The sequence below is a fragment of the Aquabacterium sp. A08 genome (assembly GCF_011742065.1).
Genome location: NZ_JAAQQT010000207.1, coordinates 1 through 560, shown reverse-complemented (window position 1 = coordinate 560; position 560 = coordinate 1). Strand labels below are relative to the sequence as shown.

1 protein-coding gene is annotated in these 560 nt (G+C 71.4%); it reads right to left on the bottom strand.

Going from position 1 to position 560, the window contains the following annotated elements:
* A partial coding sequence (locus tag HA630_RS26795) for a DUF3458 domain-containing protein (RefSeq protein WP_166832122.1) occupies nucleotides 1-560 on the bottom strand: 560 nt, incomplete at both ends.

The window sequence follows — 560 nt, the reverse complement described above, 5'->3', positions numbered from 1 at the left end:
CGCATGGCTTCGCGCACCGCGTGGATGCGCTGTGGGTCCACCACGTCCAGCTGTTCGGCGATGTAGGTTTCGGCCGGCAGCGTCAGCACCAGCTCCTTGAAGGCAGCGTCCAGCGCGGGGTGGCGCAGCACGGCCTGCATGGCGGCCAGGTAGGCGTCGTCCAGTACCTCGGCCGGCACCGGGCCGATGGCCCGGATGGCCGCCAGGGCGCGGCGCAGGGCCAGGCGTTGGCCGGCTTCCCAGCGGTTGAACGGGTCGGCGTCGAAGGCCAGCAGGGTGAGCAACTGGGCATCGGTGTAGTCGTGCTCCAGCACCACGGGGGCGCTGAAGCCGCGCAGCAGCGAAGGCACCGGCTCGTGGTCCAGGTTCACGAAGGTGAAGGTTTCGCTGGCCTCGGTCAGCACCAGGGTGCGGGTGCCGTGTTCGGGCTGGCTCCAGTGGGCCAGCTGCAGCGGCAGGGCCTGACCCTGCGCGTCCAGCAGGCCCAGCGCCACCGGGATGACGAAAGGCGCCTTGACCGCCTGGCCCGGGGTGGCGGGGCAGCTCTGGCTCAGCGTCAG